This is a genomic window from Couchioplanes caeruleus (genome assembly GCF_003751945.1).
Taxonomy (GTDB): domain Bacteria; phylum Actinomycetota; class Actinomycetes; order Mycobacteriales; family Micromonosporaceae; genus Actinoplanes; species Actinoplanes caeruleus.
On sequence record NZ_RJKL01000001.1, the window covers coordinates 3,364,440 to 3,389,794 of the forward strand.

At 71.9% G+C, this 25,355-nt stretch carries 22 protein-coding genes; 9 read left to right on the forward strand and 13 right to left on the reverse strand.

All coding sequences use genetic code 11. The features are described from left to right. Positions 1–83 precede the first annotated feature (83 nt). Together EDD30_RS14875 and EDD30_RS14880 are read left to right on the forward strand one after the other, a co-directional pair. Entirely contained in the window at positions 84–362 is a 279-nt protein-coding gene (locus tag EDD30_RS14875) for a hypothetical protein (RefSeq protein WP_071806332.1), read from the forward strand. Then, positions 359–1,714 carry an alpha/beta hydrolase gene (locus EDD30_RS14880; protein WP_071806333.1) on the forward strand — a complete coding sequence of 452 codons (1,356 nt, stop codon included), beginning with the start codon at positions 359–361 and terminating at the stop codon, positions 1,712–1,714. Before EDD30_RS14875 ends, EDD30_RS14880 begins: the two co-directional genes overlap by 4 nt. Here EDD30_RS14880 and glmS read toward each other — a convergent pair. Then, positions 1,701–3,587 carry a glutamine--fructose-6-phosphate transaminase (isomerizing) gene (glmS, locus tag EDD30_RS14885; RefSeq protein WP_071806334.1) on the reverse strand — a complete coding sequence of 629 codons (1,887 nt, stop codon included), beginning with the start codon at positions 3,585–3,587 and terminating at the stop codon, positions 1,701–1,703. The genes EDD30_RS14880 and glmS overlap by 14 nt on opposite strands. A 198-nt stretch (positions 3,588–3,785) precedes the next feature. Between glmS and EDD30_RS14890 the strand changes: the two genes are divergently transcribed. Together EDD30_RS14890 and EDD30_RS14895 are read left to right on the forward strand one after the other, a co-directional pair. Further along, positions 3,786–4,772 (forward strand): MmpS family transport accessory protein, encoded by a 987-nt coding sequence (locus EDD30_RS14890; protein ID WP_148088135.1) that lies wholly within the window; start codon positions 3,786–3,788, stop codon positions 4,770–4,772. Between the two features lie 23 nt (positions 4,773–4,795). Continuing rightward, entirely contained in the window at positions 4,796–5,980 is a 1,185-nt protein-coding gene (locus tag EDD30_RS14895; protein WP_123678294.1) for a pyridoxal phosphate-dependent aminotransferase, read from the forward strand. A 76-nt stretch (positions 5,981–6,056) separates the two neighbouring features. Here the strand turns inward: EDD30_RS14895 and glmM are convergent, their stop codons facing one another. The 3 genes from glmM to rplM form a co-directional block, all read right to left on the reverse strand. After that, positions 6,057–7,409 carry a phosphoglucosamine mutase gene (glmM, locus tag EDD30_RS14900; RefSeq protein ID WP_071808896.1) on the reverse strand — a complete coding sequence of 451 codons (1,353 nt, stop codon included), beginning with the start codon at positions 7,407–7,409 and terminating at the stop codon, positions 6,057–6,059. Between the two features lie 147 nt (positions 7,410–7,556). Further along, positions 7,557–8,063, reverse strand: coding sequence for a 30S ribosomal protein S9 (rpsI, locus tag EDD30_RS14905; RefSeq protein ID WP_071808897.1), 507 nt, complete (start codon positions 8,061–8,063; stop codon positions 7,557–7,559). A gap of 20 nt (positions 8,064–8,083) precedes the next feature. Further along, on the reverse strand, positions 8,084–8,527 hold the full coding sequence (rplM, locus tag EDD30_RS14910; protein ID WP_015619048.1) for a 50S ribosomal protein L13: 444 nt from the start codon (positions 8,525–8,527) through the stop codon (positions 8,084–8,086). A gap of 474 nt (positions 8,528–9,001) precedes the next feature. On the opposite strand from rplM, the gene EDD30_RS14915 reads away from it, so the two are divergent. Continuing rightward, positions 9,002–10,105, forward strand: a complete 1,104-nt coding sequence (locus EDD30_RS14915; RefSeq protein ID WP_244945248.1) for a uroporphyrinogen-III synthase — start codon at positions 9,002–9,004, stop codon at positions 10,103–10,105. 19 nt (positions 10,106–10,124) lie between these two features. Here the strand turns inward: EDD30_RS14915 and EDD30_RS14920 are convergent, their stop codons facing one another. From EDD30_RS14920 to EDD30_RS14935, 4 genes are read right to left on the reverse strand one after another with little or no spacing between them, the layout of a single operon-like run. Further along, positions 10,125–10,745, reverse strand: coding sequence for a GTP-binding protein (locus EDD30_RS14920; protein WP_071808898.1), 621 nt, complete (start codon positions 10,743–10,745; stop codon positions 10,125–10,127). Beyond that, positions 10,726–11,088 (reverse strand): DUF742 domain-containing protein, encoded by a 363-nt coding sequence (locus EDD30_RS14925; protein ID WP_071808899.1) that lies wholly within the window; start codon positions 11,086–11,088, stop codon positions 10,726–10,728. The genes EDD30_RS14920 and EDD30_RS14925 overlap by 20 nt, the downstream gene beginning before the upstream one ends. A gap of 50 nt (positions 11,089–11,138) precedes the next feature. Further along, on the reverse strand, positions 11,139–11,552 hold the full coding sequence (locus EDD30_RS14930) for a roadblock/LC7 domain-containing protein (RefSeq protein WP_071808900.1): 414 nt from the start codon (positions 11,550–11,552) through the stop codon (positions 11,139–11,141). After that, positions 11,549–14,680: a sensor histidine kinase gene (locus tag EDD30_RS14935; RefSeq protein ID WP_071808917.1), complete on the reverse strand. Its 3,132-nt coding sequence runs from the start codon at positions 14,678–14,680 to the stop codon at positions 11,549–11,551. The genes EDD30_RS14930 and EDD30_RS14935 overlap by 4 nt, the downstream gene beginning before the upstream one ends. Positions 14,681–15,208: 528 nt before the next feature. Between EDD30_RS14935 and EDD30_RS14940 the strand changes: the two genes are divergently transcribed. After that, entirely contained in the window at positions 15,209–16,369 is a 1,161-nt protein-coding gene (locus EDD30_RS14940) for an ABC transporter substrate-binding protein (RefSeq protein WP_071808901.1), read from the forward strand. Between the two features lie 108 nt (positions 16,370–16,477). On the opposite strand, the gene EDD30_RS14945 is transcribed toward EDD30_RS14940, so the two are convergent. Further along, positions 16,478–17,299, reverse strand: coding sequence for an ABC transporter permease (locus tag EDD30_RS14945; protein ID WP_071808902.1), 822 nt, complete (start codon positions 17,297–17,299; stop codon positions 16,478–16,480). Positions 17,300–17,362: 63 nt separating this feature from the next. Further along, positions 17,363–18,358, reverse strand: coding sequence for an ABC transporter substrate-binding protein (locus EDD30_RS14950; protein WP_071808918.1), 996 nt, complete (start codon positions 18,356–18,358; stop codon positions 17,363–17,365). Positions 18,359–18,633: 275 nt separating this feature from the next. On the opposite strand from EDD30_RS14950, the gene EDD30_RS14955 reads away from it, so the two are divergent. The 3 genes from EDD30_RS14955 to EDD30_RS14965 all read left to right on the forward strand — a co-directional run bounded on the left by EDD30_RS14955 (position 18,634) and on the right by EDD30_RS14965 (position 22,166). Beyond that, entirely contained in the window at positions 18,634–19,383 is a 750-nt protein-coding gene (locus EDD30_RS14955; protein ID WP_071808903.1) for an ABC transporter ATP-binding protein, read from the forward strand. A gap of 8 nt (positions 19,384–19,391) precedes the next feature. Next, the gene (locus tag EDD30_RS14960; RefSeq protein ID WP_071808904.1) at positions 19,392–20,333 is read left to right on the forward strand and encodes an LLM class F420-dependent oxidoreductase; all 942 of its coding nucleotides are present in this window, start codon (positions 19,392–19,394) and stop codon (positions 20,331–20,333) included. A 117-nt stretch (positions 20,334–20,450) separates the two neighbouring features. Beyond that, the gene (locus EDD30_RS14965) at positions 20,451–22,166 is read left to right on the forward strand and encodes a hypothetical protein (RefSeq protein WP_071808905.1); all 1,716 of its coding nucleotides are present in this window, start codon (positions 20,451–20,453) and stop codon (positions 22,164–22,166) included. A 59-nt stretch (positions 22,167–22,225) separates the two neighbouring features. Here EDD30_RS14965 and thiC read toward each other — a convergent pair whose 3' ends face one another. The 3 genes from thiC to EDD30_RS14980 all read right to left on the reverse strand — a co-directional run bounded on the left by thiC (position 22,226) and on the right by EDD30_RS14980 (position 25,310). Continuing rightward, the gene (gene thiC / locus EDD30_RS14970) at positions 22,226–23,821 is read right to left on the reverse strand and encodes a phosphomethylpyrimidine synthase ThiC (protein ID WP_071808906.1); all 1,596 of its coding nucleotides are present in this window, start codon (positions 23,819–23,821) and stop codon (positions 22,226–22,228) included. 170 nt (positions 23,822–23,991) lie between these two features. Then, the gene (gene thiD / locus EDD30_RS14975) at positions 23,992–24,750 is read right to left on the reverse strand and encodes a bifunctional hydroxymethylpyrimidine kinase/phosphomethylpyrimidine kinase (RefSeq protein WP_071808907.1); all 759 of its coding nucleotides are present in this window, start codon (positions 24,748–24,750) and stop codon (positions 23,992–23,994) included. After that, a complete protein-coding gene (locus EDD30_RS14980) occupies positions 24,747–25,310 on the reverse strand; it encodes a thiamine phosphate synthase (RefSeq protein WP_071808908.1) in 564 nt (187 codons plus the stop codon). The genes thiD and EDD30_RS14980 overlap by 4 nt, the downstream gene beginning before the upstream one ends. Positions 25,311–25,355: the final 45 nt, after the last annotated feature.

Genomic DNA, 25,355 nt, shown 5'->3' on the forward strand with positions numbered 1-25,355 from the left:
GGAAACGACACGGCCGCCGTTTCCCTAGCCTCGTCGCCGGCGAGCCCACCCCGGGTTCGCCACGTTGCCGATGGAGGCTGCCGATGAGACCGGATTTCGAGGTGGACACCGAGGGCGTACGCGACTGGGCAGCGGCGCTGACGACCGCAAGCGGCAATCTGCAGGCCGATCCGCCGTCGCCGGTGCCGGGTCCGCACTGGTCGGCCACCGACGCGGGTACGGTCGCCGCCGCGGCCGCCCAGCGTGCCCTGGCCGCCATAGCGAACGACATCATCACCACGGGACGCGCGGCCGCCGGCGCGGCCGGTGACTACGAGGCCGCCGACGCTTCCGCCGCCGCACGCCTCCGGGCCATCCGATGACCGTGCTGCGGGCGACCGACCCGGGCCACTGGGTGGAAGCGGCCCTGGCGTGGCGGTCCTGGGCGTCGGCGGCCGGGCGCTGGGCCGCCGAGGTCCGGCGCTGCGCGGCGGCGCTGCGCACGGTCTGGCGCGGCGCGGCGGCCGAGGCGGTCAGCGCCAGGCTGGCCCGGCTGCAACGCCTGCTGGACCTCTTCCGGCTCGGCTGCTGGGCGGCCGACCAGGCGCTGACCGAGTTCGCCGCGGCGCTGACCCGGGCCCGGGCCGATGACGACCTTCGGGCGGCCACGGCGGCGGACGCGACGGCCAGCGCGCTACTGCGCGGGTTGTTCCTGGTCCCGGCGTCGCCGCCGGGTGCCGATCCACCGGCCTGCACGGCGACTCCGGCGGAGGTGGGCCGGTGGTGGGCCGGCCTCGGCCCGGAGCAGCGCGAATGGCTGCTGGCCACCGAGCCGGGATGGATCGGGTCGCTCGACGGGGTTCCGGCCGCGGCGCGCGACCGCGCCAACCGGCTGCTGCTCGACGGGATGCACATCGAGGGCACGCTCGCGGAACGACTCGCGGACGGCGACGGCCCGCGGGCGTACCTGCTGGTGATCGACCCGGCGGGCGAGGGACGCGCGGTCGTCGCCCTGGGCGACCCCGACCGGGCGGAGAACGTCCTGACCCAGGTGCCCGGCATGACGGCCGACCTGGCGTCGTTCGGCGGCGAGCTGGCCCGTGCGGAACGGATCGCGGTCCGGGCGGGCGAGCTGGCGCCGGGCATCGCCACCAGTGCGGTCATGTGGCTGGGCTACGACGCCCCCGACTTCCTCGGCGAGGCGGCGAGCCGGTCACGGGCCGATGCCGGCGCCCTCGCCCTGCGACGCTTCCAGGACGGCCTCCGCGCCGGCCATGAGGGCCCGCCCGCGCGGCATACCGTGCTGGGGCACAGCTACGGGTCGCTGGTGGTCGGCGCCGCCGCGGCAAGCCCGGGCCTCGCCGCCGACAGCGTGGTCCTCGTCGGCTCGCCCGGGGTCGGCGTGGATTCCGCGGCGGACCTGCACGTCCCGGCCGGGGAGGTCTGGGCCTCGACCTCCCGCACGGATGTCATCCAGTGGGCGGCCGTCTCGCCGCGCAGCCTGGCGGAAGATCTGCTCACCGCCCACGCCCGGCCGGCAGGGGCGCTGCTCGCCTTCGGCCGCCCCGAGGACGACCTGTATCACGGCACGAACCCCGCCGAGCCCGCCTTCGGAGCCCGGCGGTTTCCGAGCCAGGCCGGCGCCGGCCACCTCGGTTACTGGGACGAAGGCGGCCCGGCGCTCGACGCGCTCACGAACATCACCCTGGGACGGTCCGATGTCATTCCACGGTGACGGACTTCGCCAGGTTGCGCGGCTGGTCGACGTCGTGACCGCGGGCGGCGGCGATCTCGCAGGCGAGGATCTGCAGCGGCACGGTGGTCATCAGCGGCGCGAGCAGGGTGGGCGTCCGGGGCACGAGGATCAGGTGGTCGGCGTACGCGGCAACGGCGTCGTCGCCGTCCTCCGCGATCACGATCGTCCGGGCTCCGCGGGCGCGCACCTCCTGGATGTTGGAGACGACCTTGTCACGCAGCACGCCCCGGCCGGCCGGCGACGGCACCACGCAGACCACCGGCGTGCCCTCGTCGATCAGGGCGATCGGGCCGTGCTTCAGCTCGCCGGCGGCGAAGCCCTCGGCGTGCATGTAGGCGAGCTCCTTGAGCTTGAGCGCGCCCTCGAGAGCGACCGGGAAGCCGACGTGGCGGCCGATGAAGAGCACGGTCGAGGCCGTCCGCAGATCGCGGGCCAGCGCCCGGACGCTCTCCATCTGGTCGAGCAGGTGGCGCAGGTCGTCCGGGGTGCGCTGGAGCCGCTCGACGACCGCCGCGACCTCGTCGGCGTACATGACGCCGCGGATCTGGGCCAGGTGCAGGCCGATGAGGTAACAGGCGACGAGCTGAGTGAGGAACGCCTTGGTGGAGGCGACCGCGATCTCCGGTCCGCCGTGGGTGTAGAGCACGGCGTCGGACTCACGCGGGATCGTCGAGCCGTTGGTGTTGCAGATGGCCAGCACGCGCGCCTTCTGGTCCTTGGCGTGGCGCAGCGCCATCAGGGTGTCCATGGTCTCGCCGGACTGGCTGATCACGATGACCAGCGTGGAGCGGTCGAGGATCGGGTCGCGGTAGCGGAACTCGCTGGCCAGCTCGACCTCGCACGGGATGCGTACCCAGTGCTCGATGGCGTACTTGGCGACCATGCCCGCGTTGTACGACGTGCCGCAGGCGATGATGAAGATCTTGTCGACGTCACGCAGGTCCTGGTCCGTGAGGCGCACCTCGTCGAGCACGATCTCGCCGCGGTCGGAGAGCCGGCCGAGCAGCGTATCGGCGATCGCCTGCGGCTGCTCGGCGATCTCCTTGAGCATGAAGTAGTCGTAGCCGCCCTTCTCGGCGGCCGAGGCGTCCCAGTCGATGTGGAATTCCTTGCCGGTCGCGGGCTCGCCGGTGAAGTCGGTGATCTCGATGGTGTCCGGAGTGATCAGGACGATCTGGTCCTGGCCCAGCTCGATGGCCTCGCGGGTGTGCTCGATGAAGGCGGAGACGTCGCTGGCGAGGAAGTTCTCCCCGTCGCCCCGGCCGACCACCAGCGGCGAGTTGCGGCGGGCGGCGACGACCGCGTCCGGCACGCCGAGATCGATCGCGAGCAGGGTGAAGGCCCCCTCGAGGCGGCGCACGGCGCGGCGCATGCCCTCGGCCAGGAGCTGCGGGCCCTCGACGTCGGTGCCGGATTCGCGCAGCGCGCGCATCTCGGCGGCGACCAGGTGGGCCGCGCACTCGGTGTCGGTGTCGCTGACGAACTCGATGCCGGTGGCCTCGAGCTCGGCGCGCAGCCGGGCGAAGTTCTCGATGATCCCGTTGTGGATCACCGCGACCCGCCCGTCGGCGGACAGGTGCGGGTGTGCGTTGCGGTCGGTGGGTCCGCCGTGGGTGGCCCAGCGCGTGTGCCCGATGGCGGTCGTTCCGGTGGCGATCCCGTCGCTCGCTCGCTCGGTCAGGGCCTTTTCGAGGTTTGCCAGCTTGCCGGCACGCTTCTCGGTCAGGATGACAGTGTCGTCGATGACCGCGACACCCGCGGAGTCATATCCGCGGTACTCCAGCCGACGGAGCCCGTCGAGGACGATTTGCAGCGCCGGACGGTTGCCGACGTAACCCACGATCCCACACATGTGGGGGAGCCTAGCGGACCTTCGCTCATGGCCGCTGCTCGAGAGGCATACTTTCGCGCATCGGACGTGATCGAAACATCCGTTCGGTCAGGTGTGGGCCGCTTCCCGTCCAGGTCCCGGGCAACCCTGACACGACCGGGTGATCCGTTCCTGGCGCCGGAGGCGTACCGTCGGCCAGACGCCTGCTCTGGAGAGACGATGAGCTATCCCCCGCCCTCGGACCCGACGCGCCCGCTCCCGCCGGAGCCGCCGTCGGGACAGCCCTGGTCGTCCCCGACCGGCGACCCGCTTGCGGCGCAGCCCCTGACCCCGCCGCAGAGCTCCCTACCGGGCGCCTCGCCAGACCAGCCGCCCGCCGGGACACAGGACGAACCACCGACCGCACTGCAGTATCCGGCGTCCGCGGAACCGGCCGCGCCGGCCTATCAGCCACCCGCCGTGCCGCAATACCAGCCAGGATATGCCTCGCTGCCCGAGATGCCGGCCAGCGCGCCACCCGACGGCTATCCGCCCACCTCGCAGTTCCCGCTGGTCGGCCAGACGCAGTACCAGCAGCCCCAGACGCAGCACCAGCAGCCGGAGTACGCGCCGCCCGGCGGATACGGCCCCCCACCGGGATATGGTCCGCCCGGCTACGGCGCCCCTCCCCCGCCCGCACCGAAGCGCAGCAACACCCCGCTGGTCGCGGTCCTCGTCGTGGTCACGCTTCTGCTCTGCGCCGGAGGGATCACCTCGGCGGTCCTTCTGGTCAACCGGGCCACCGACAAGGCCAAGGAGACCATCGAGTCGCTGCCCACGGTGCCGGATCTGCCGACCGAGGCTCCGGAGCTGCCCACGGACCTGCCCACCGACCTGCCGGAGCTGCCGACCGACCTGCCGACCGGCATCCCTCAGCTTCCGGGACAGGGCAAGGAGATCGAAGTCGAGTACAAGGTGACCGGCGAGGGCCCGGTCGAGATCGTCTACATGGCTGAGCTGGGCAAGGAGCCCAAGAGGGTGAGCAACGCCTCCCTGCCCTGGAGCAAGAAGGTGAAACTGCGCGGCTCCTCGCTCGTCTCGGTGGTCGTCATCCGCAGGGGCACCTCCGGCGGCACGATCTCCTGCAGCGCGACGATCGATGGCGAGGAGGTCGCCCAGAAGACGAGCAGCGGCATCACCGCCTCCTGCTCTAAAGTGATCTTCTAGCGCGGGGCCGTAGGCTGACGGGCGTGACGACGACCTCGGCGGACCCGCTCGTCGGCCGCATGCGCCCCTTCGGCACGACCATCTTCTCGGAGATGTCCGCGCTCGCCGCGCGGACCGGCTCCGTCAACCTGGGGCAGGGCTTCCCCGACACCGACGGCCCGCCGGAGATGCTGGCGGCGGCCGCCGAGGCGCTGCGCTCGGGCGCCAACCAGTATCCGCCGCTGGCGGGCATCCCGGCGCTGAGGCAGGCGGTGGCAGCGCACGAGGAACGGTTCTGGGGGCTCACCCGCGACCCGGACACCGAGGTCGCGGTCACCGCCGGGGCCACCGAGGCGATCGCCGCGACCATCCTCGCGCTGTGCGAGGCCGGTGACGAGGTGGTGTGCTTCGAGCCGTACTACGACTCGTACGCCGCGTCGATCACGCTGGCAGGTGCGGTACGGCGCCCGGTGACGCTGCGGCCCGGCGCCGACGGGCAGTACACGTTCGACGAGGGCGAGCTGCGCGCGGCCTTCGGGCCCCGGACCCGGCTCGTGCTGCTCAACACGCCGCACAACCCGACGGGCAAGGTCTTCACGGCGGAGGAGCTCGCGCTGGTCGCGCGGCTCTGCCGGGAGCACGACGTGTACGCCGTGACGGACGAGGTCTACGAGCATCTCGTGTTCACCGACGCCGCCTCGCCGCACACGCCGCTCGCCTCGTTGCCCGGCATGCGGGAGCGCACGCTGCGGATCTCGTCGGCGGGCAAGACCTTCTCCTGCACCGGCTGGAAGGTCGGCTGGGCGACCGGCCCCGCGCCGCTGGTCTCCGCGGTGCTCCGGGTCAAGCAGTTCCTGACGTTCGTCAACGCCGGGCCCCTCCAGCCGGCCGTCGCGGTCGCGCTGGGGCTCCCGGACGCCTACTTCACCGCCTTCCGCGACGGGCTCCAGGCCCGGCGGGACCGGCTGCTCGCGGGACTGACCGACGCCGGCTTCGAGGTGCTGCCGCCCGCCGGCACCTACTTCGTGACCGCCGACATCACGCCGCTGGGCGGGAAGGACGGGGTCGAGTTCTGCCGCGCGCTTCCGGAGCGCTGCGGGGTCGTGGCGGTGCCCACCCAGGTCTTCTACGACCACCAGGAGCAGGGCCGCCATCTGATCCGCTTCGCCTTCTGCAAGCGCGAGGAAGTGATCGACGAGGCCGCCCGGCGGCTACGCACCCTCGCCTGAGACCTGGTGGAGAAAAGGAGCCCGACCTTTCGGCCGGGCTCCGGCGATCGGGCCGGGCTCGCGGCCCGAATCTCGATCAGGCCGGGCTCGCGGCCCGGACCTCGTCCGCGACCCGCTCGGCGACCGTACGGGCCTGCTCCTGCGTCGCCGCCTCGACCATCACCCGGACCAGCGGCTCCGTGCCCGACGGGCGCAGCAGCACCCGCCCGGTCTCGCCCAGCTCGTTCTCCGCCAGCGCCACGGCGGCCTGCACCGCCGGGGCCTGGGCGCCGGCCTCGCGGTCCTTCACCGGGACGTTGATCAGCACCTGCGGGAGCTTGTGCAGCACCGCCGCCAGGTCCGCCAGGGACTTGCCCGTGGACGCCATCGTCGCCATCAGGTGCAGGCCGGTCAGGACGCCGTCGCCGGTCGTCGCGTACGCCGGCATGACGATGTGGCCGCTCTGCTCGCCGCCGAGGGCGAGGTTGCCCGCGGTCAGCTCCTCGAGCACGTAGCGGTCGCCGACCTTCGTCTCGAGCAGGCGGATGCCGGCCTGCTTCATGGCCAGCCGCAGGCCCAGGTTGCTCATGACTGTGGCGACCAGCGTGTCGTCGGTGAGCGTGCCCGCCTCGCGCATCGCCAGCGCCAGGATCGCCATGATCTGGTCGCCGTCGACGAACTCGCCGGTCGATGTCACGGCCAGGCAGCGGTCGGCATCGCCGTCGTGGGCCAGGCCCAGGTCGGCGCCTTCGCGGATCACGGCCTCGCGCAGCGCCTCCATGTGGGTGGAGCCGCAGTTGTCGTTGATGTTGAGGCCGTCGGGATCGGCGTGGATGGCGACGACCTCCGCGCCCGCCTGCTCGTAGGCGGCCGGGCCGACGTCGCTGGCCGCGCCGTTCGCGCAGTCGACGACCACCTTGACGCCCGCAAGGCTGTGCGGCGTCGCGGCGACCAGGTGCTTCACGTAGTGCTCGGCGCCGTCCAGCAGATCGTGCACACGTCCCACGCCGGCGCCGGTCGGGCGGCCCACGAGCCCGTGCCCGTCCTCGATCGCCGCCTCGATCCGCGCCTCCAGCTCGTCCGGCAGCTTCTGGCCGCCCGGGGCGAACAGCTTGATCCCGTTGTCCGGCATCGGGTTGTGCGAGGCGGAGAGCATCACCCCGAGGTCCGCCTGGGCCTGTCCGACCAGGTAGGCGACCGCCGGCGTGGGCAGCACACCGACGCGGACGACGTTGGCGCCCGCGCTGGTCAGGCCCGCCACCACGGCACCCTCGAGCATCTCGCCGCTGGCCCGCGGGTCCCGGCCGACGATGGCGAGAGGCTGGTGGCTCCGGTCACTCTCGATGAGCACTCGGGCGGCGGCGACCGCGACCGAGAGCGCCAACTCCGGGGTGAGGAGGTCACCGTTTGCGAGGCCGCGTACGCCGTCCGTGCCGAAGAGTCGCCCCATGGCGGTCGTTCCTTTCGCCGGTCCGTCCCTATCAGTAAAGGCGGACCGGTGCGTTGTTCGGGCGGGGAAATGCGAAACGGCCGGGCGCGCCCCGCGTGGGGCGTGCCCGGCCGTCCGATCAGACGTGGTGCAAGGCGAGCGCTGCGATCAGCGCTTCGAGTACTGCGGGGCCTTGCGGGCCTTCTTGAGACCGTACTTCTTGCTTTCCTTGACCCGGGCGTCCCGGGTGAGGAAGCCGGCCTTCTTGAGCGCCGGGCGGTCGTCGCCGTCGTTCGCGATGAGCGCGCGGGCGATGCCGAGGCGCAGGGCGCCGGCCTGACCGGTGATGCCGCCGCCGCGGAGGTTGGCGATCACGTCGAACTGCTCGGCCTTCTCGGCGGTGTTCAGCGGCTCGCGGATGAGCTGCTGGTGCACCTTGCTCGGGAAGTAGTTCTCGAGCTCGCGGCCGTTGCAGACGATCTTGCCCGAGCCGGGGACGAGGCGGACCCGGACGATGGCCTCCTTGCGGCGGCCGACGGTCTGGATCGGACGGTCGCCCGGGCGGGGAGCGCGCACGGTGACGGGCGCGGCCTCGACGACCACCACGGTCTCCGCGGGGGCCTCAGCGGGTGCCTCGACGGTCTCGACGACCTCGGGCTCGACGATGTCGGACATGCTGTTTCCTTCGCCCGCGCTCACTGCGCGATCTGCTTGATTTCGAACGGCACCGGCTGCTGCGCGGCGTGCGGGTGCTCGGCGCCCGGGTAGACCTTCAGCTTCTTGATGATCTGACGGGCGAGCTTGTTGTGCGGGAGCATGCCCTTGACGGCCAGCTCGACCGCGTGCTCGGGCCGCTTGGTCAGCAGCTCCTCGTAGCCGACCTGCTTCAGACCACCCGGGTAGCCCGAGTGCCGGTAGGCGACCTTGGTCTGCCGCTTGTTGCCGGTCAGCGCGACCTTGCCCGCGTTGATGATCACCACGAAGTCGCCGGTGTCGACGTGCGGAGCGAACGTCGGCTTGTGCTTGCCGCGCAGGAGAGTGGCGGCGTGGGTGGCCAGGCGACCCAGAACGACGTCAGAAGCGTCGATAATGTGCCACTGACGCTCGATCTCACCCGGCTTCGGGCTGTACGTACGCACAGAATTACCTTGTCTCGTCGTCGGTCTGGGGGCGCGCGCCTTGTTCGTCATCAACGCACTGCGTCGAGCACGAACGTCAAGCGTACCCCGGAGGGGACGCTCGCAGCCGTCGCACAACAGCAGGCAACAATACCCGCCTGCGCGGCGCGCGGTCAAAACGGGCTAGGAGGCCCGCCAGGCCGACGGACCGCATAACTTATCGGCCCCAGGATAGGCCGTGCCTCCCGGCGCGCCGACGGCGGGTGACGTGTTTCCACCCACGGAGTGCCCTTGTGGGCACGAAAGCCTCTTAGCGGACTCGAAACATGCGGGACCCGGGACCGAAATCACCCACCGGCACCCTTCGGTCATGGCGAGCGGCACGGACACCCCGACGGCCCGGCCCGGCACCGCCGCGCCCGGCACCGCCCCGCCCGTGCGGGGAGGGCCGGCCGCCGCATGACGCCGGACCGGGCGGGAGGAACGCGCAGATCGGTGATCACAGCCTCGGCGCTGGCGGAGCCGACGGCGTTGTTGTCCGGTTACACGGTCGCCGTCACGTCGGACCGCCGCCGGGAGGAGCTGGCGACCCTGTTGGCGCACCGGGGTGCCCGGGTCGTGCTGGCACCCGCCCTGCGCCTCGTGCCGACGGCCGACGACGCCGAGCTGCGCGCGGCCACCCGGGCCTGCCTCGACACCCCGCCGGACATCGTCCTGGCCGGCAGCGGCCTGCACGGCTGGCTCGGGGCCGCCGAGACCTGGGGTCTGGCCGGGCCACTGCGCGCGGTGCTGCTCCGCTCCCGCCTGGTGACCCGCGGACCGAGGGCACCGCTGAGCGAGAGCCCGGTGGCGCGCGGGCCCAAGGCACCGCTGGGCGAGAGCCTCGAGGAGGTCGTCGACGACCTCACCGCCCGGGGCGTCGCCGGGCTGACCGTGGCGATGCAGGTGCACGGCGAGAGCCAGCCGGAGCAGGCGGCGATTCTGCGCGCCGCCGGGGCCCGGGTGGTCGAGGTGCCGGCGTACCGGTGGGTGCCGCCGATCGACCCGGCGCCGCTGCACCGGCTGGTGGACCTGGTCACCGGCCGGCTCGTGGACGCGGTGACCTTCACCTCGGCGCCCGCCGCGGCCGCCGTGCTGCGGGCCGCCGGTCAGAGCACAGGTCGGCTGCTGGAGGCACTGCGCGGGGACGTGCTCGCGGCCTGCGTCGGGCCGGTGACCGCCGCGCCGCTTCGCGAGCGGGACGTCCCGGTGGCCGCACCGGCGCGGGCCCGGCTGGGCGCCCTGGTCCGTACGGTCGTCGAGGAGCTGCCGCCCCGGGCGCTGACCATCGAGGTGGCCGGGCACCGGCTGACCCTGCGCGGCCACGCCGCGATCGTCGACGGCGACCTGAGGTCCCTGGCGCCGGCGCCGATGGCGGTGCTACGCGCGCTCGCCGCGACCCCGGGCCGGGTGCTGTCCCGTACGGCCCTGCTCCGCGCCCTTCCCCGCGGCGCCGACGAGCACGCGGTGGAGATGGCCGTGGCCCGGCTGCGCGCCGGGCTGGGCGTGCCCGGCGTGATCCAGACCGTGGTCAAGCGCGGCTACCGGCTACCCGCCTGAGGATCGGCGGGGCAGGCGTTCATCCGACCGGGGTCGGAAAGCCGCGCTCCTGCTCGGCCACCAGCGTGCGCATCGCGTGCTCCACGACACCCACCAGAACGTTCTTCACCGAGTCGCGATGCCGCGCGTCACACATGATCAGCGGCACATGCGACGAGATCGCCAGGGCCTCGCGCACCTCGTCCGGCTCGTACTGGGGCGCGCCGTCGAAGCAGTTCAGCGCGACCAGATACGGCAGGTGACGGTTCTCGAAATAGTCCAGCGGCGCGAAGGCGTCGGAGATGCGACGGGTGTCCACCAGCACGGCCGCGCCGACGGCACCCCGGATCAGCTCGTCCCACATGAACCAGAAGCGTGTCTGGCCCGGTGTGCCGAACAGATAGAGGATCAGGTCGTCGGCCATGGTGATCCGGCCGAAGTCCATCGCCACCGTGGTCGTCTCTTTGCCCGGCACCTTGGACGCGTCGTCGATCCCCTGTCCCGCCGAGGTCATGACGGCCTCGGTGGTCAGCGGCTCGATCTCGGAGACCGCGCCGACCAGCGTCGTCTTGCCCACGCCGAAGCCACCAGCGATGACGATCTTCGCGGAGGTGATCTCCTTGGGTTGCGCCCCCGCCCGCTCAGAGCTTGCGAAGTCCACTCAACACCCTTTCCAGCAGATCCATCCGCTCCGTGAAACCTCTCTTGGGAGCGGCGCTGTGCAGCGACAACATCCCGTCGGCGACCATGTCGGCGACGAGAACCCGGGCGACTCCCAGCGGGAGCCTGCTGTAGGCCGCGATCTCGGCCAACGACTGCGCCCGGGGCTCGCACAGCACGGCTATGCGGTACTTGTCATGCCCGGCGAACCGGGCTTCCTGAACGGCGGCCTGGCTTGCCACCAGCACCGCCTCGATCGGTATCTCCCGGCGCGGTTCCGTCCGGCCCCGGGTGACCGCGTACGGTCGGACCAGATTGCCGCGGGGGTCGTGCGGCTGTCCCATCGAGCGGTCACCTCCTTCCGGCTGTCGCACGCGTGGTGACGGAGACGGTCCTAGACCTGGCCCGCGACGGCCTCGCGCGGCGCCGGCACCAGGGCGGCGCCGACCCGCTCGACGAGCAGCGCCATCTCGTAGCCGACCTGGCCGACGTCGCAACTGCGTGCGGCCAGCACGGCCATCGACGATCCGTCGCTGATGGACATCAGGAACAGGTACCCGCTGTCCATCTCGATGATCGTCTGCTGCACCTGGCCCGCGTCGAACATGCGGGACGCGCCGTCGGTGAGGCTGACCACGCCGGAGGTGATCGCCGCGAGCTGGTCGGCGCGGTCCGCGGGCAGGTCCCGTGACGAGGCCAGCAGCAGGCCGTCGGCGGATACCGCGACCACGTGGGCTATGCCCGCCACGCTGTCGGCGAAGTTGCTGAGCAGCCAGCCCATGTCCTGCATGGTGGGGGGCCTGGTCACTGTCCGTTCTCCTTAGGAGCAGGGGCGCCCGCGGCAGCTTCCTCGCTGCCTGCCGTACGCCCTCGTTGCACGCCTCGGTGGTACGCGGAGAGCAGACCGCGTACCTCATCCGGGCTGCGCCGTTTCTGGTTGCGTGGGTTGCTGTCGACCCCGCCCGGCACCAACTGTGCCTGGGGCACCCGCTTGGGCAGCCCGGAACGGGTGGTGTCGGTGACGGCGGGCTCCGCCGCCGCCATCGCCCGCTGCCATCCGTCGTCGGCGGCGGTACGCCACACGTCCTCCGCCGACTTGCGCGGGCGAGGCACCGACTGGCCGCCGCCGTCCGTGCCGGACTCCGCCGCCGAGGATCCACCTCGCCGCGCGGTGTCGACGCCCACGGTGGCCGGAGCGGGATGGGCGGAGACCGCCGGAGACACCGGAACCGCGGAGATCGGGGCGGTGTGCGGCATCGGAGCAGGGGAAGCCGATGTGGCGGTCACGGAGACCAACGGGTTCGGCGGGGGTGCGTAGCCCGCGGTCGGCATGCCCCACTCCTCGGAGATCGATCCTTTGTGGCCCTCGAACCAGCTCTGTTGCATCTGCAGGAAGATAGGCGCGGCCTCGGGCCGATCCTCGCGCGGTGCCGGTACGGGAGGCGGAGGCGGGGGCGGCATCGCGGCGAGGGCGGCTCCCCAGCCCTGCGCGTCTGCGCCCGCGCGCGGCGCCTGGCCGCCCTCGGGGGTCACGAAGCCCACCGACGGCACGGTCGGATACGCCATCGTCGGGGAGCCGGCGACCCCGGAGTCCCACACCGAGGTTTGCGCCGGATCGGGATCGTCCGGCCGGGCCACCCGGGTGGGCAACGGCGGCCGGTCATCGACCCCGCGCCTGGGCAGCGCGGGCCGATTCGGCGTCGGGAAGCCGTCGCCGGTGCCCGGTCGCTGCGAGGGCAGCAGTGGCAGGTGCGGATGGACGGGAAGAGCCGGCTGCGGCGGCGCCGAGACCGTCGGGAGGTCGGTCTCGGTCCGAGGATGACCGTCGCCGGAGTCCTGCCGCCTCGGACTCGGACCGATCGCCGGCAGAGTGGCCGTCTCCGCGGCGGAGTGGCCCAGAGGCATCGGATCGTTCCACCCGATCGGCGCCGGGTCGAGCTGGCGGTTGCCGCGGGTGTGCGGGTCCATCGGCCGGATGCCGGGCAGCACCACGATGCTGTTCGGCAGCACCACCTGCGCGACCGTGCCGCCCTCCAGGTTGGCACGCAGCTCGACGCGGATGCCGTACCGGTTGGCGAGGCGGCTGACGACGGCGAGACCCATCAGGCGGAAGGCCGCCACGTCGACGTCGGTCGTCTCGGCGAGGCGGCGGTTGAGCCCGTCCATCTGTTCCTCGGTCATGCCGAGGCCGCGGTCCTCGACCTGGATGACCACGTAGTCGCGGATGCGCCGGCCGTCCGCGACCACCACCGTGTTGGGCGGCGAGAATCGGGTGGCGTTGTCCAGAAGCTCCGCGACGAGCCGCACGACGTCGTTGACCGCGACGGCGGCGATGGAGATGTCGGTGTCCACCGTCCCGAACTCGATGCGGTTGTAGAGCTCGACCTCGGACTGCGCGGCGCGCAGCGCGTCGACCACGAGCGCGTCCTCGCGCCGCGGCGCGCTGGAGTCGGCGCCGGCGAGGACGAGCAGGTTCTCGTCGTTGCGGCGCATCCGGGTCGCGAGGTGGTCGAGCTCGAAGAGCTGGGCGAGCCGCTTCGGGTCCTCCTCGCCGCGCTCGATCTGGTCGAGCTCGCCGATCATGCGGTCGACCAGGTTCTGCGAGCGGCGGGCCAGGTTGAGGAACATCGCCGAGACGCTCGTCCGGAGGGCGGCCTGCTCGGCGGCGACCCGGACGGCCTCCTTGTGCACCACGTTGAAGGCCTGCGCCACCTGGCCGACCTCGTCGCGGTTGCTGAGCCGGATCGGGTCGCGCACCTGGCGGACGATGTCCTCGGCGCCACCCTCGCCCAGGCTGCGGACGTCGCGCAGCCGGGCGACGGCGTCGGGCAGGTCACGGTTGGCCACGGCGAGGGCGCCCTCGCGCAGTCTGCGCAGCGAGAGGTTGAGCGAGCGGGCCAGCACGACGGCCAGCACGATCGCGATGATCAGGGTGAGCAGCACCAGGGCGGACTCGATGGCGGCCTGCCGGGTGACCGCGGCGGTCTCGTCGCCGGCCTGCCGCAGCGCTTGCCCCTCGAGCCGCTGCTCGGCCCAGCGCATGAGGTCGACGACGGATCCCATGGACTGGGTGATGTCGCCCGGGGCGACCGCCGCGCCCCGCAGGAGCTGGGTGGCGATCTCGTCGGCGAGGTTGACCGCGTCCCCCGCGACCGTGCTGTCCACCAGGGCCTGTTGCTCGGGGGTGGCGACCAGGGCGAAGCCCTCGAGGGCCTCCTGCTGGCCGGTCTGTGTGGAGGTGAAGACGGACAACTGCTCGTCGCTGGTGTCGCCGGCGACGCGGGCGGCGTACGCGACCGCCTCCTGCTCGGCGGTGCCGGCCTTGGCCCGGGCGAACGCGGAGACGGCGCGGAGGCTGTCGGCGACCGCGCCCTCGCCGGCGTACTGACTCAGCAGCTCGCCGTAGCCGACGAGGTCGGCGATCACGACGCCGTAGCGCAAGACCGCCTCGGCGACGGCGATCTCGTCGCGATCCGCGATCTTCTTCCGGGTTGCGTCCATCGTCCGCAGATGATCGTCGATCCTGGTCAGACGGGCCTGGAGGGCCGCCGGCGGCTCGCCCTGCGCCCGTCGCGCCAGGCTGTACTCCCGGATCCGCCGATCACTCTCCGCGATGACAGCGTTGTAACCCTCCGGTTTGGCGCGTGGATCGGCCAGATACTCGGCCGCCGCGATCCGTTCCTCGTGGAGCTGATGGGTCAGCTCGGAGACGTCCGTGGAGAGCCGGGTGAGGTCTTCCACCTGACCCGCGTTGAGAGCGCGACCGCCGACGTCGAGCAGCCGCACCGCCGCGAGGGCGAGCACGGCGAGCAGCGGCACGAAGAGAATGAGCGCGAGCTTGGAACGGATCCGAGCATCGCGCAGCCGCGGGAACCACCGGCGCCGCTCGCCGATGCCGGCGCCACCGCCGTCCCGACCTCGGTCTGCGCTGCTCAGTGCGGGATCGACGGCAGCGCGCGCGAGACCGGTCGAGGCCTGGGTCGAAGATCCGGTGCTCACGACATCTCCTCGCTGATCATCCCCGCATCTCTTCGCCCGACCGGCCGCTGTCGCACGGGCCCGACCGACGGCGGCACGGCTCGGGCGACAGGCGGCACGGCCGCGATTTCATCAGAGTCGGCAACCGTTTGGGAAGTACGAGACGTCCCGGAAACAGGGTTCACGGAAGCCCGGCAATCACCAATACGGGTCGACAAGCGACAGTGCGTAGGCGTTGACGTGCGCGAATGTAACCGTAACAACGGCATGTGTCGACACAGTGACGATCATCCATCAAGATTCCAACCACTATGTGGGATCCCCGTCCCGCACACCACGTCGGGCGCGGCTTGACCAGCAACCCTCACGTTGGCAAGGTTTGGCGCGATCGAACGGACGCGCTGTCCGTGTTTCCGCGGTCCACTCCGGACAACATCGCGTTCCGGGACACCACGTCCCGTCTCCGCCCTCGAGGAGGCACCCCCAGTGAGGCTCCCCCGTCGCCTGACGGCGTCCGCCGCCGCATCGGCGCTCGTCATATCCGCCCTCACGGGCTGCGACTCCGGCAGCGAACCCGGCGCGAAGGCCGACGTCGTCATCGGCGCCGACCTGGCATCGGGCTCGGCGATGGACGCCGCGTACGCCCGCGCGCTGCAACTCCGGGTCGAGCAGATCAACGCCTCCGGCGTGCTCAGCGACCACAACCTCGTGCTCCGCGTCCAGGACAACAAGTCCGACCCCACGGCGTCGCTGCGCAACATCAGCACGCTCGCCGACGATCCGTCGGTCGCCGCGATCATCAGCGGCGGCTGCAACGAGTGCGTCGTCGGCGCCGCCAAGACCATCAACGACAAGCGGGTGCCCACGATCGCCCTCGCCGCGGCCGACGAGGTCAGCACGCCGGTCGAGAGCCGTCGGTACGTCTTCAAGATCGGCCCCAACGCGAGCGACAGCTCGGCCGCACTCGTGGCCGACCTCGTCCGGACCCACACCAGGTCGGTCGCCCTGCTCTACTCCGACGACCTCTACGGCAAGGGCGGCCGCACCCGCATGACCGCGCAGCTCGCGCGGGCCGGCATCAGCGTCAAGAACCAGCTTCCGGTCAAGCCGACCGCGACGGACGTCACCCAGACCGTCGGTACGCTCACCGATGCCGAGCCGGACGCCCTCGTCGTCTGGACCGGTCCGGACCAGGCGACGCTCGCCGCAATGAGCGCCAAGGCCGCCGGCTACCAGGGCCGGATGTACTTCGACGCCGCGGCCGCGGGGGACCTCTTCCTGCCCCAGGAGGCCGCGGCGGCCACAAGCAACGCCACCATGGTGTTCACCCAGATCCTCGCGATCGACGACGTGATCGCGACGACCCCGGCCAAGGCCGCCCGCAAGCAGTGGTTCCGGGACTACACCTCCCGTTACGGCAGCTACTCGGGGGTCGCCTCGTTCGGCGCGGACGCGGTGAGCCTGATCGCCGACGCGGTCGCGAGGGCCGGCGGGGACCGCCAGCAGATCCGCGCCATCCTGGAGACCTCGCAGACCGACGGCCTGTCCGGACCGATCCGGCTGACCCCGGACAACCATTCGGGCCTCATGCCGCAGGCGCTGACCCTGCTGGTCGCCCGCAGCGGCCGCTGGCGGCTGCTGAGCTGACCGGCCCGCTCGCCGAGAAGGTCGCCTGGCACCTCGGCTTCGGATGAGACCACAGATCGCAAGGGGCGCCGGTCTCCGCACCGGCGCCCCTTGCGGACATACGCGCGCTCAGCGGGCGGAGGTCGTCGCCCGCACCCAAGGGAGTGCGAGCCGCTCGATGAGCACCAGCAGGTAATACAGCACGATGCTCACCAGCGCCAGCAGCGTGATCGCGGCGAACGCCGTCGGGGTATCGCCCTGGCCGCTGGTCTGCACGATGATCATGCCCAGCCCGGTCGAGCCGTACTGCATCTCGCCGACCACCACCCCGATCACCGCGAGCGGCATGGCGACCTTGAGGCCGACGAAGATCTGCGGCAGCGCGGCGGGCAGCCGCACCCGCCGGAAGATCTGCGACCGTGAGGCGTCCATGGCGCGGGCCAGCTCGACCAGGTCCGCCGGGGTGCTGGTCAGGCCGGTCGCCGTGGCGAGCACGATGGGAAAGAAGCAGACCATGAACGCCATGGCGAGGATCGGGGTCCGGCCGTACCCGAACCAGATCAGCATCAGCGGCGCGAGCGCCACCTTGGGCACCGCGTTGAACGCCACCAGCAGCGGCGAGAACATCCGCTCGACCGGCCGCCAGGCGGCGATGGCCACCCCGATCAGCACGCCGACGACCAGCGAGAGAGCGAAGCCGAGAACGGTCGCCAGGGTGGTGTGCCAGGCCTCGGTGAGCAGCAGCTCGCGATAGCGCCCGAAGCCGTCGGCCACGTCGGACGGGCTGGGCAGCACCACCGTGTTGATCTCGAGGGCCGCGGTGACGGTCCACCATGCACCCACCGCGGCGGCCAGCCCGAGCAGCGGCCACAGAACTGCCCCGAACGTACGGCGGGGCACGGGCGCCACGGCCGGCGCCGCGGACGCGGGAGTGCTCGCCAGGTCGGTCACGTCTCATCGCTCCCTCCGTCGGTCGCGGAGCGCCCGGGCAGGGCACCCCGCGCCGGTGGCGGATCAGGCGTTCGGCACCAGGTCGAACGTGATGACCTGCTCGGGCGTGAGCCCCGCGGGAATCTGCCCGGATCCCTGCAGGATCGCGATGCTGCGCGCCACGCGCTGGCTGTCGAGAGCGCCGACCGGCACACCGGCGGCCTCCGAGCGCACGAACGGTCCCATCAGCGTCAGCTCGGCGGCGGCCGACTGCGGGTTGGCGGTGGGCACGTACTTCTTCAGGATCGTGCCCGCCTCCTCGGGGTTGGTGATCGAGGCTTGCAGGCCCTTGAGCAGCGCCGCGGTGAACTTGCGGACCTTCTCGGGGTTGTCCTTGGCGTACTGGGAAGACGTGATCAGCACATTGCCGTAGAGATCCTGCAGATAGTCGCTGTAGGGCAGCAGCACCGCGGTCTTCTTGGCGATGCCCTCGATGGTGGGCTTGCCGACCACGAACTGCCCGATCGCGTCCACCTTGTGCTGTGCCAACGTGCCGAAGAGCGTCTGCGCCGTGCCGTTCTCGAACTTGACCTTGGACGCGTCCACGCTGGCAAGCTTGGCGTACGTCGGGAAGAGGTTGCGCACCACGGATCCGGGGGTGTCCGCGATGGTCTTGCCCTCGAGATCCTTGGGCGTGGCGATGCCGTAGCCGTCGAGTGACATGATCGCCGCCATGGTGCGCTGCTGGATCGCCGCCACCGCGGTGAAGCCGGTGATCTTCGGTGCGCCACCGGACCCGCCCGCGGCGAGCAGGCCGCCGGTGAGGTCGATCGGGACGAACTGCGCCTGTCCACCGACGATCGCCTTGACGTTGTCGCCGCTGCCGTTGCCCGGCTTGATCTCCACGTCGAAGCCCGCGTCGCGGAAGAAGCCCTTTTCCTTGGCCACATACGCGAACGAGTCGCGGCCGAAGGTGCCGAACGACGTCAGGTAGGTGACCTTTTCCAGCGTCTGCGTGCCGCCGGCCGCGCCCTTGTCGTCCCCGTCGTCGCAACCTGCGGCGGCGAGAGTCGTGGCCAGCGCGGCGACCACGAGCGTGCGGGTGAATGTCCTTCTGTGCACCGTGTTCCTTCCCAACCGAGGGGTGTTGAGGCGGTCGGCGCCGGCGGCGGGGGGTGCCGTGGCGCCGGATGGTGGTGTGACGACCTCGCGGCGTTAGCGTAGGGGAACAGACATCGATCATCGATGACGGATGTGCATCGAAGACCCTTTGCGGACAGGCTCCCCGCGACGACGGACCATGATATGGCTACAGTGGCAGCGCATTGATCACACTCCATTGAAAGCGCGCGCAGATGATCCGTCTCTCGGGTGTCTCACGGACCTTCACGGGCCGTTCCGGCACCGTGGACGCCCTGGGCGGAATCGATCTCGAGGTCGCGGAGGCCGAGTTCGTCGCCGTGCTCGGTCGCTCCGGGTGTGGCAAGTCCACTCTGCTGCGCCTCATCGCCGGCCTGCTCCCGGCCACATCGGGAGAGGTACACGTATCAGGCGACCGGGTGACGAAACCCCGCCGCGACATGGCGATGATGTTCCAGCGGCCGGCCCTGCTGCCCTGGCGCTCGGTGCTCGACAACGTGCTGCTTCCGGTGCAGATCTTCGGCTGGCGGAAGGCTGCCCACCGCCAGCGGGCGCACGAGCTGCTGACCATGACCGGCCTCGGCGGCTTCGAACGACGGCTGCCCCATGAGCTCTCGGGCGGCATGCAGCAACGGGTCGCGCTCTGCCGCTCGCTGATAGCCAACCCGCGCGTGATGCTCATGGACGAGCCCTTCTCCGCGCTCGACGCGCTCACCCGGGAGGAGCTGTCGGGCGAGCTGCAGCGTGTGCACATGGAGCTCAACACGACCATCGTCTTCGTCACTCACTCGATCGACGAGGCGGTCCTGCTCGCCGACCGGGTCGTGGTGCTCAGTCCCCGGCCGGGCCGCATCCGCGAGATCCTCGACATCAAGATCCCCCGGCCGCGCACCCTGGGCCGCGGCGCCCACCTCGACGAAGTCGCCCGGTGCAGCGCCGAGCTGCACGAATTGCTGATGGCCTAGGGAAGTCGATGCGCGTCTGCCTCTTCGTCGAGCCGCATCGCGGCGCCACCTACTCCGACCAGCTCACCCTCGCCCGACATGCCGAGGAAGCCGGCTTCGACGGCTTCTTCCGGGCCGATCACTACCAGTCGATGGGCGCCGACCCGGGAGTGCCTGGACCGACCGACGCCTGGATCACCCTGGCCGGCCTGGCGCGGGAAACCTCCCGGCTGCGGCTCGGCACGCTGGTCAACTCCGCGACGTTCCGGCTGCCCGGCCCGCTGGCGATCATGGTCGCCCAGGTGGACGCGATGAGCGGCGGCCGGATCGAGCTCGGCATGGGTGCGGGCTGGCTCCAGCGTGAGCACACCTCCTACGGCATCCCCTTCCCGCCGCTGGCCGAACGCTTCGACCGGATGGCCGAACAGCTCGCGATCATCACCGGGCTGTGGGCCACCCCGGACGGCGCCACGTTTTCGTACGACGGCAAGCACTACCGCCTGCTGGACGCGCCCGCCCTGCCCAAGCCGGTGCAGCGGCCGGGCCCGCCGGTGATCGTCGGCGGCCGGGGCCCGCGGCGCACCCCGGAACTCGCCGCCCGCTTCGCGGACGAGTTCAACATGCCGTTCAAGACGGTGGCAGAGACGGCGACGGCCTTCGAGAGGGTACGCCGGGCCTGCGACACGTACGCGCGTCCGGCCGACCGGCCGCTGAGCTTGTCGGCGGGCGTCGTGGTCGCGGTGGGGCGTACGGACGCCGAAGCGCAGCGCCGCGCGGCGCCGCTGCACGTGCCGAGCGCGCTGCCGCCGGAGGATCCGGTGGTCGGCTCGCCCGACGCGCTGGTGCAGCGCCTCGGCGAGCTGGCGGAGATCGGTGCCACCCGGGTCCACCTACGGATCATCGAGATGTCCGACCTCGACCATGTCGACCTGATCGCCGGACGCGTCCTCCCCCAGCTCGCCAACCAGTAACCGAGAGTCACCGCATCGGCGCAGGCACCCCCTACCGGGCGAGCCTGGATGAGGTCAGCCTTAAGAAGCGGCTTCTTGACTGGCGAGTGCCCCAGGACATTCCGTAACGTGCCCGCCATGGCATTCCGGACCTGGGCCAAGCTGTTGTCTGCCACCCTCGGGGTCGGCGCGCTCGCGGGCGCCAGCCAGTTGGGACTGGCGTACGGCCTGGGCATCGTGCGCCTGACCCGGGTTCTCGAGATCACTGACCGTGATCAATGGACCGCCCAGCTCGCCTGGATCGCCTGGTTCCCGATGACGGCCGCGGTGGCCGGAGCGCTGGCCGGAACGGCATACGTCCGCCGCTGGGCACCGGGCTTCCGCGGCGGCACCGGCACCGAGCTGGCCCTCGCCGCGGCCGCGGCGCTGGGCGCGGCCGTGGTCGTGCCGCTCACCATGCAGCCCGCCCGCACGGCACAGGTCGCCGGGGTGAACCCGGTGGTGGTCATCGCCATCTGCGCGGGGCTGGGCGCGCTGGTGGGCATCTTCGCCGCGTGGGCCGCACTCGCCCAGGCGGTGGCCCGCTGGAGCCTGATCACCATGGGCATCGCGGTCTGGTGCGTCGCGTTCGTATCGGTCATGCCGTCGCTCGCGCCCAGCGATCCGCTTCCCGCCGTACGCCTGGGTGTCCTCGACGCGAGCTTCCTGGCACCGGCGGTGACCCAACGCACGGCCCTGGCCACCATGCCCGCACTGGCCCTGCTGGCCGGAGCCGCCCTCGGCTGGGTCGCACGCCGCCGCGGCCTGCCGACGCTGACCATCGCGCTGGCCGGCCTGCCCGGTCCGGCGCTGCTGACCGTCTCCTACCTGGTCGCGGGGCCCGGCGCGGGCGCGGACCGCTACCAGGTGGTGCCCTACTGGGCGGCGATGACCGCCACCGGTGCCGGCGTCCTGGGCTCGGTGCTGGCGGCGGTCCTGCGACGCACCCCCGGCCCGGCGGACGACGACGCCGCCGACGACACCCCGGACAGCACGGCCACCCCGAACCGGCCGCCCTTGCCGAAGCGCGGCCAGCAGGAATCGGCCATCGCGGCGACCGGCGTCCATCCGGCTCCCGACCCGTCGCCCACCGCCGAGGTGCCCACTCCGACCGCCGCCCGACCAGCAGCCCCCGCCCACGCCGCGAACCCCGAGCGGTCGGCCGCCCCCGCCCACGCCGCGAGTCCCGAGCGGTCGACGGCTTCCGCTCGGGCCACCGTTCCTCCTCAGGCGGGTACGGCGGCTCGCCCACCCGCAGGGATGCCCGGTCCCGCCGGGACCGGTCACTCGGGCGCCGCCGACGCGTTCACCGAGCGCACCGACGAGCTGCCTTCCCCCGGCGCCCCTCGCGGCGCCTCGCCCGGCACTCCCCGCGGCGCTTCCCCCGGCACCCCTCGCGGCGCCTCTCACGGCGGCCGGAAGCCGAACCGGGTCGACGGTTCCGGGCGGCATGCCGCGCCAGAGCCGACCGCAGTGAGCCGGCCATTGCCACAACCGACCGCGACAAGCGCACCGCTGCCCCAGCCGACCGCGGCGAGCGCACCGCTGCCCCATCCCCAACCCGTGACCCCGCCGCAGCCGATGTCGCCCCCGCAACCGGTGGCCCCGCGGCAGAAACGACCCCCGCGGCAGTCGACGACCTCGCCGCAGCCGACGGCGGCCGGGTCGGCACCATCGGCGCCGCACCCCGCCGGCGATCCGCCCGTGGGGGAAGAGGACCCGGCCTCGGGCGGCGGCCGCAGCCGGAAGAAGTTCGGGCTGCGCCGCCGCAAGGACGAGGACTACGTCGACTGGGTCAGCGGCCTCGGCAAGTAGGCCGAGCGGGCAAGCCGGCCGGCTCAGGTGGGTGGGCCGCAGCCGCGGCCACCACGCCTCTAGTCGGACGCGGAAGCCGTCGTCACCGGGAGGTAGACGCGGCCACCCGCGTTCAGGAACTCGTCGCTCTTGTCCTTCATTCCCTTGGCGGCGTACTCCTTCAGCTCCTGCGTGATCTTCATCGAGCAGAACTTGGGACCGCACATCGAGCAGAAGTGCGCCGTCTTCGCGGGGGCCGCCGGCAGAGTCGCGTCGTGGTAGGCGCGCGCCGTGTCCGGGTCCAGAGCCAGGTTGAACTGGTCCTCCCAGCGGAACTCGAAGCGGGCCTTGGACAGAGCGTCGTCCCAGGCCTGTGCGCCGGGGTGGCCCTTGGCGAGGTCGGCGGCGTGTGCGGCGATCTTGTAGGCGATCACGCCCGCCTTCACGTCGTCGCGGTCCGGGAGGCCGAGGTGCTCCTTCGGCGTGACGTAGCAGAGCATGGCGGTGCCGAACATGCCGATCATCGCCGCGCCGATGGCCGACGTGATGTGGTCGTACGCGGGCGCGATGTCCGTGGTCAGTGGCCCGAGCGTGTAGAACGGCGCCCCGGCGCACAGCTCCTGCTGGAGGTCGACGTTCTCCTTGATCTTGTGCATGGGCACATGCCCCGGCCCCTCGATCATGACCTGGACGTCGTGCTCCCAGGCGACGTGCGTGAGCTCGCCGAGCGTCCGCAGCTCGGCGAACTGGGCCTCGTCGTTGGCGTCCGCGATGGATCCCGGCCGCAGGCCGTCGCCCAACGAGAAGGTCACGTCGTAGCGGGCCAGGATCTCGCACAACTCGGCGAAGTTCTCGTAGAGGAAGTTCTCCCGGTGATGCGCGAGGCACCAGGCCGCCATGATCGAGCCGCCGCGCGACACGATGCCGGTCACCCGGTTCACGGCGAGCGGCACGTAGGGAAGCAGAACACCGGCGTGGACGGTCATGTAGTCGACGCCCTGCTCGGCCTGCTCGATGACGGTCTCCCGGAAGATCTCCCAGGAGAGCTTGACCGGGTCGCCGTCGACCTTCTCGAGCGCCTGGTAGATCGGCACGGTCCCGATCGGCACCGCGGAGTTGCGGATGATCGCCTCGCGGGTCTCGTGGATCCGCTTGCCGGTCGACAGGTCCATCACCGTGTCGGCGCCCCACTGGGTGGCCCAGGTCAGCTTGTCGACCTCCTCGGCGATCGAGGAGGTGACCGCCGACGTGCCGATGTTGGCGTTGACCTTCACCAGGAACCGGGAGCCGATGATCATCGGCTCGCTCTCCGGGTGGTTGACGTTGGCGGGAAGCACGGCCCGGCCGGCCGCGATCTCCTCGCGGACCACCGACGGGTCGACGCCCTCGCGGATCGCGACGAACTCCATCTCGTCGGTGACGACGCCCGCGCGGGCGTAGGCGAGCTGGGTGGGTCGCCGTCCCGCCAGGGGCGTACCGCCACCCGCGACCGGCGCGACGTCCCCGCGGGCAGCGATCCACGGGCCCCGCAGCGGGGGCAGACCCACCTCCGGATCGCTGCCCGGACCGGACGTGTCGTAGAGCCGGACCGGCGGGTTGTCGCCGGTCAGCTCGACCTCGGCGAACGGCACCCGCAGGTCCGGCCGGGATCCCTCGACATACACCTTGCGCCTCATGTTTCCTCCCCAATCGTGATGAACCGGACGCACCAGGGCCGCAACGACCCGCGCCGGCACTCCCTCAGCCACCCCGCCTGAACGAAGCAGCCCTGCCCAAGCAAAGACCGCCCGCCCAAGCAGGACCTCCCGCTCAAGACCAAGCCGCCCGCTCGAGCCCAAACGCCTACTCAAGCGAAGTGGTGCAGCGGCCCCGGCCCCGCGCCGAGCTTCCAATCGCGACCGCCGGCCAGCGCCCGCGCCACATAGGACTTCGCGAACGCAACCGCCTCCGCAATGTCGTCGCCGAGCGCCAGCCGCGCGGCGATCGCCGACGAGAACGTGCATCCGGACCCGTGGTTGTTGACGGTCGGCACCGGCTCGCCGCGCAGCGTCGACGTCCGCCCACCGGTGTGCAGGATGTCGACGGCCAGCTCACTGCCGGTGACCACAACCGCCTCGGGCCCGCGCCCGACGAGAGCGGCCGCCGCCTCGGCCATCTCCTCGGCCGTCTCCACCCGGCCTTCGAGGAGGGCGCCGGCTTCGTGCCGGTTCGGCGTCAGAACGCGAGGGTACGGAAGCAGCGGCACCACAGAAGCAACACCGGACAAGAGGCTGCCACTGGTGGCGACCAGCACCGGATCCACCACCAGGTTCGGCAGCTCCGCGGCTCGATCGGCGATCACGGCAGCGATGGCCGGATCCCCCACCATCCCGACCTTCACGGCCGCCACCTGGAAGTCCGCGAGCACGGCGTCCAACTGGGCCGCCACGATCTCCGTCGGCACCGAGTGGATGGCGGTGACACCGAGCGTGTTCTGCGCGGTGATCGCCGTCAGCACGCAGACACCGTAGGTGCCCAGGGCGGCGAAGGTCTTGAGGTCCGCCTGGATTCCGGCGCCGCCGCCGGAGTCCGACCCGGCAATGGTGAGCACCACCGGCGGCGTCATGCCGCCACCGCCTCGGCCAGCATCCGGGTCGTTCGCTCCGGGTCGTCCGCTCGCATGATCGCTCCCATCACCGCCACGCCGGCCGCCCCGGCTCGCCCGCAGGCCGCCGCGCGCTCGGCCGAGTCGACGCCGCCGAGCGCGAGCCACGGCCGCTCGCCCGCCAGCGTCGCCGCACGCTCGGCGCCCAGCGCGGGGCCGTATCCGGGCTTCGTCTCGGTCGGAAAGATCGGCGACAGCGTGACATAGTCCACATCGGAGAGCTCCTCGGTGCCATGCCACGAGCGTCCCACCAAGGCGACCCCCGAGGGCCGGTCATCCACAGCGGACAGATGCACGGCGTTGCCCCCCAAGGGATCCGCACCCGCCACGATCAATCGTTCCGGCCCTGCCACGGTCCGCAGCTCCGCGGCGAGTGCGGCGCGCTCCCCGTACGGAAGATCCTTGTCGCGCAGGATGACCCACGCCGCGCCGCCGCGGACCGCGGCCCGGACCACCTCGACGAGCCGACCGGCGGCGAGCCGCCGGTCGGTCAGCACGACGACCCCGGACGGGATCACCACGCGATCCTCCCGTCGTCCGACGCGGACGCCGTTACGTGACAGCGC